3 protein-coding genes are annotated in these 5,513 nt (G+C 56.6%); 2 read left to right on the forward strand and 1 reads right to left on the reverse strand.

All coding sequences use genetic code 11. The annotated features are described in order from the left end of the window. Positions 1-663: 663 nt before the first annotated feature. On the forward strand, positions 664-789 hold the full coding sequence (locus EOA24_RS43955; RefSeq protein WP_281059899.1) for a hypothetical protein: 126 nt from the start codon (positions 664-666) through the stop codon (positions 787-789). 2,220 nt (positions 790-3,009) lie between these two features. Then, complete coding sequence (locus EOA24_RS25925; protein WP_127410201.1) at positions 3,010-3,993, forward strand: SH3 domain-containing protein; 984 nt, start codon at positions 3,010-3,012, stop codon at positions 3,991-3,993. 112 nt (positions 3,994-4,105) lie between these two features. Here EOA24_RS25925 and EOA24_RS25930 read toward each other — a convergent pair whose 3' ends face one another. Beyond that, on the reverse strand, positions 4,106-4,417 hold the full coding sequence (locus tag EOA24_RS25930) for a hypothetical protein (protein ID WP_127410202.1): 312 nt from the start codon (positions 4,415-4,417) through the stop codon (positions 4,106-4,108). Positions 4,418-5,513: the final 1,096 nt, after the last annotated feature.

The raw sequence follows: 5,513 nt of genomic DNA on the forward strand, positions 1-5,513 counted from the left end.
GACAGCAACAATGTCGCAGAACCAGCGCCCACAACGGCAGAACAGGCGGGACCCCCAGCTTGTTCCAACTGGCGAGGCTACAAAGCGTGTCTGGAGAGGTGCCCTGGGAACCCGGACGGGTTAGCGTCGTGTTACAATTTCTGTCACCAGGCCATCGAAGAGGATGTAGGCTCTTGTGTACCTGACCGCCCCCCCGGATGAGCCAACGAGTAACCGGTCATACAGGCGGTGCGGCATTCAATCAGTGCGAGCAGGGAAACAGCAGTGCGGTCACTGATAGATCGAGGGCGCGCGCCTCCCGCAAAATTGAGTTCGGCATTGCCGTCGAGCCTCCCCAAATTACCCATTGTAATTACCCTTCCTTGCAATCCGTCGAGATCATTGGAGGAGTGAGCGTTGAAATATTTGCGGATTGTTCGTAGGTTGGGGCAGTCGGCGTCTGTTCGGGCATTTGCTCCTCAGTAGCCATGCTATCTGCAGTAGATGAATTCATCAAAGTTGACCCTGCCGTTCCGTTTGGGGGTCAACCCCTCCGTCGCTGGCATTCATTTCTAGTCGCTTTTCAAAGCGGCTAAACTTCGCCGGTGAGGTGGCTCGCCCTACACTGAGCGTCCGAGGATTGCTCGGCGGACCGAGCCGATCCGCACCACAGGAGGACGAGCCGTGGCCGACTATACAGAAGCATTTGTCGGAATCGATGTTGCGTTGGCACTGCTGCGTGTAACGGGAAATAGAATTCAATGCAGCGTAGAAGAGAAATCTGTCCAAGCCGACAGCGGCGCAGTCTAACCTGCAAGCATCATCCCAGCCACCCCTGCTTGCCCTGGTTTGAGGAAGGGCTTTGGCGATCCGACAAGACCATGATCAGAAGTTCTCGTCAAAGCATGATCCGGTCTGGTTGCATGGAAGACCTTGTACGCTGGCGTAGCAGCGGCAGTTGCATAAGCTGAGGATCGGATACCCTTTTGGACAGCAGTAGGTGTTGGAGTTGGAACCGGACGCGCAAGAGGAAAAACCGCAGGTAAGTCGTCCAGGACACTCATTGAAGGCCAATGCCACTGACGGGAGAACGGTCGCTGCGGCCGCTCCGATAAGGGTCTTAAGAAAAGTCTGCAACGCATTCCGCCGTCCTGCGGCGATCAAAGGTCTTGAGTTCAGGTCCTCTGGGCCACGGGCCATAGATGGCGACGCGACGGAACCTTCGGCTCCATAGACGACGCGAAAGGTGTAGACTCCGACATGGAGCAACCAGAGGAGAACCGCCGCTGACGACAGCGCCGCCAGAAGATTGCAGGCCATGCTAACGCTATGGAACGCGTAGCCATACGCGGCTTCTGCCACCAAGCTGACAATCCATAGCGACGCGCTCGCTGCGGCGAACAGAAACGATTCCCGCATGCATTTCGGGCACTGGCCGACCCTGTAAAGAAAGCCCATCTTGGGGGCGATGCTGACTGAATCACGTCTCTTCATTGGTTCCCTCATGCTGTTCGACCAACTGCCAAGCTCCGGCCGCCTTCAATGCCCGAATGTCCATTTCCGCTTGCGGCGCGCAGTTGATCTCCAGAAAGTGGCACCCATTAACCACGGCCAACTTGCTGTCGAATGACCCAAATGGGTCACTCTTTGGGGACGCCCCCGAGAGGTTGGGGTCGGGGAGGAAACAACGGCGTTCAAGGCAAGACCGAGCTCGATTGCACGAAAGCAATGCTCGTCAACAACGTTCCCCGTAGCATCTTACGAGGGTTGAGTGGCATCCTGAGGGGCGAGAGCGTTACAGTGGTCGAACGAGGGCGGCGGATCCCCTAGGCGCGACTGCCGCGGCGGACGACATCGGTGATCACTTCGATGCGCTGATAGTCCCCGCGCTTCGCCTATGTGCCTGATCCTATCTGCTTATGCCGCGTATCCGATTGAAAAGGGGGCAGTTCACGTAAGAACTCCTAGAACTTCGGCGTAGCGTCGAATTTCTCGCATGGCCCTTCAAACCTGAAAGCAAGTGTTATACGCCTTCCCTCGGTTATGACGTGGTATGTTTCCCAAATTTGCGCGGTGCCGTCCAAGCGGTCGAGCTTGATTTCAATATCGGCTCCGCCAAAAAGACCATTATGCCTGCCCTCAATTGAACGCTCGCTGGAAGTCGTTGAACCGAAATATTTAGATCGTCGAAGACAATGTTGCCATTTGTCTTAAGAATTCTCAATCCGCCTCGGGTAAACACGTTCGGACACTCCAAATCATCGCTCCAATTCCGTAGAGCCATGCAGCCTTGAACCAGGACTTGGCATCGAACGGATATGATATCATCGGCTTTCAGTGGAGAAGATACCAAGCTCGAGGCCAATGCCGAGACAATCGCCAACCCACCTGTAAACTTATTCATCGGCTCCTCCAGTCCCCGCAGTGACTGCTCGCTTCCCCCATGCGGATTCGCTGGGTCGTAACAACTTGCCGCTATTCACAATCATGCTCGGATCTGTGCACTGCCACCTTGGTGCCGACCTGCCCCCGAGTCGGGACAAAGTCATCGGCAATGACCATACCGGAGTTGTTCGAGGGCGGCTCCATCGCGATCATATTCGCCGACCGCCAGCAGCGACGAGAGCATCTTCAAGCCCATGCTCGATGCCCCCCTATTTGCAAGGCCACGCCAGGATCAGTTTCACTAGGCATCCTTCTTCTCCGCCCCGCGCCGCTATAAGTGCACTGCGGCCACTAGGAGGGACACTATAACTCCCGTCGACAGCTGTAAGCTCGGCTGCCGACATCTGACGGACGAATGTTTGCATGCCATTACCCAGGACTGTTCGTTTGGCGCTCGGTCTGCGCCCTTGCCGAGCAATCAGTAACCAGCCGCAACTTGCATGACCCAAATGGGGCATGCCTGCCGAATGGTGGCCTGTCACGCTCGGGCTTCCATAGAAAGGCTACCGACATTGGGGTTCGGCCTCTGAAGGCCTCCCCAAGCAGGAGACGAAAAGGCCGCTGTAAAGCGAAGGGGCGCTCTCAATGAAAGCAATGGCGTTCAGGATACTGATGTCGCTCTCAGCAACAGGCTTGGCCAATTATGCGTCCGCGTCGGAAGGCCCTAGCTTCGATTGCGCGAAGGCAATATCGGCGGACGAGCGGGCCATCTGCAGCGATGAACAACTGGCGGCCTTGGATCGGTCGGTGAACATCTCGTATTTGCAATCCAAACTAAGGGCTGGGCGAACGACCGCCAACGCGCTCGCTCGATCTCTGCTCGCCGACCGACGGGTTTGCGGATCCGATCGAGTCTGCCTGGCACGGTGGAGCGAACGCGCGATCCGGAGCTACGACGCGCTGGCCCAGAACGACACGGCACAATTCGGACAAACGACATGCGTCGTAGCCGATCCCACAACGACGGCGCTCAACGTTCACAAGACGCCACGTGGGACGCTGTTGACGACCATCCTGAACGGGGAGAGCGTTACCGTCGTCGAAACGCGGAATGACGACCGCGGGCTTCCGTGGGCGCGACTTTCCCGCCCCATCGGTTGGGTCTATGCGAACTACCTGAATTGCGGGCAAACTGCGCCCGCCCAGGAGCGAGCAGTGACGGCACCGAACTTCGGATCCCGGCACGTGATCGAAGTTTTAGCAAATACTGAATGCGTCAGTCGTTTGGCGGGTAACCTATTGTTCCTCAATATGCCTGAGATAAAATGTACCTCACCGGACGAGAATAGCCTTAGCTGCAGGGATGAGGAAGTTGTCGGAAACGTCCTCGTCGCTCAAATTAGAGACACAACTCTGTGCTTGCAGGCGTGTCAGCGCCAGGATTGCGGCCTAAGCGAAGTGCACGTTTCCGGTCCCGATGAAGAGTCTATGCGGACCAGCGACGGAAATTGGGGAACCGATTTCGATTTCAGGAAAGGGAGCGTTTTTTACAACTGCCATACGTATGTGGACCAGTTTGACGAGGAGCGTTTTGAAAAGCCCGCTGGGTTCCATTGCTGGTTTAAGTAAAACTCCCGTCTTGCAATCGCGGGGCCTTCTTGCCGTCTGAATCATGCTAAGGATGTGAGCCGCCGTTGACGTGTTGTCCGATTGTGGTTTCATGGCGGACCCACCTTAGTCCTTAGTGGACGCCGTAGGGATAATTGGCCCACTTCTCCATAACTGCCCGCCGCCGCTCCAAAAGGTCGGAACGCGCATAAGCCTGCTCAGTCTTGTCTCCAACCTTATGAGCGAGCACCATCTCTGCGATTTCGCGTGGAGCCGCTTCGTTTTCTGAGCACCAATCTCTGAAGCTCGAACGAAAGCCATAAGGGGTGAAACCGCTTCCACCCATTCCCTCAATCAGGGCGGCGAATGCCATGGGCTGCTTTGGCTTGTCTCCTGGGAAAATAAAGTCCTCACCATTGTCCTTGCAATCGGTCAGCAAAGCCATTGCTTCAGGGGCCAAGCGGAACACGATGCTCGCGCTTCATCTTCATCCCGGCGGCAGCGACGATCCAAATTTTTCCAATCAATTTCGGTCCATTGAGCCAAACGGACCTCGCTTGATCGCAATACCGTCAGAAGCAAAAACAGTAGCGCTCTAGCTGAAACTCCGGTTCGCGTCACGGAGCTTGTGCCCATCGGCGCGAAGAAGCACGTCCATCTGCGCTTGAGCCTGCCGACGCGATTGGTCGGGACCAGAGGCTCGCAGATGTGGTAGCGGTCATCCGGCGCTGTCTGGACGCGATCCTTCGGAATATACCACTCCCCCGTCGGCGGATCGTTTCGGTAGACGGGCTGCGGCTGCCTGACGAAGTAGCCGCCGCCCCGAGCCGGCCTGACGTCGTCCGGATCAAGCGGATGGCAATCGTCGTTGCCGCAGCACTTGTAATGAAGGACAGGGTCCGTCTTGTCGGTGTACCAGCCGTGAGCGTCCGACTGGCCGACTAGCGCAAGCCATAACTAGACCATTCCTACAACCATTCATCACCCAATTGGGTCATGATCAGAAACGAATTGCTGCTATCATTCCCTCGGCTCCAGTCTCGCAAGCACTTGATCCGAGCAGTGGGATTCGTGCTAGGCGACAGGACGACGTTGAACGACCGAGGCGACTCCATCGCTCTTCCTTGCCGGCTCACCTGACAGGTAGCGCTCGAAAGAGAAGCACCGTGATACGCTACGGAGGCTGCTGATCCAATGGGCTGCGACTACTTGCGTCGCAGCGCTGTTCTTCACGCTTGCGCCCTTGGCTGTCGTTCGGACCGGAGTTCTTCCACCGATTGTTGTCGCGATACTGTGATCGTATTGCGCGTGCTTACAATCGTAGGACACGTTATCGTTATTCGCGTTTTCTTGATCGTTCCATCGGGCAGTGTGCTGGAGCAGGGCTACGGGCATCTCGAGGCTACTGACCAGGTATAATGCGGCGGTCACGAAGGCGTCGAAACACGCCCGACCTGGTGAATCTCGCCACGCTCACCTCGATGCTGAATATCGACGTTCGATCGAAGACGATTGTCACGCCCCTCGCCGTAGGCCACGTC

The sequence above is a fragment of the Mesorhizobium sp. M2A.F.Ca.ET.039.01.1.1 genome, assembly GCF_003998035.1.
Taxonomy (GTDB): Bacteria; Pseudomonadota; Alphaproteobacteria; order Rhizobiales; family Rhizobiaceae; genus Mesorhizobium.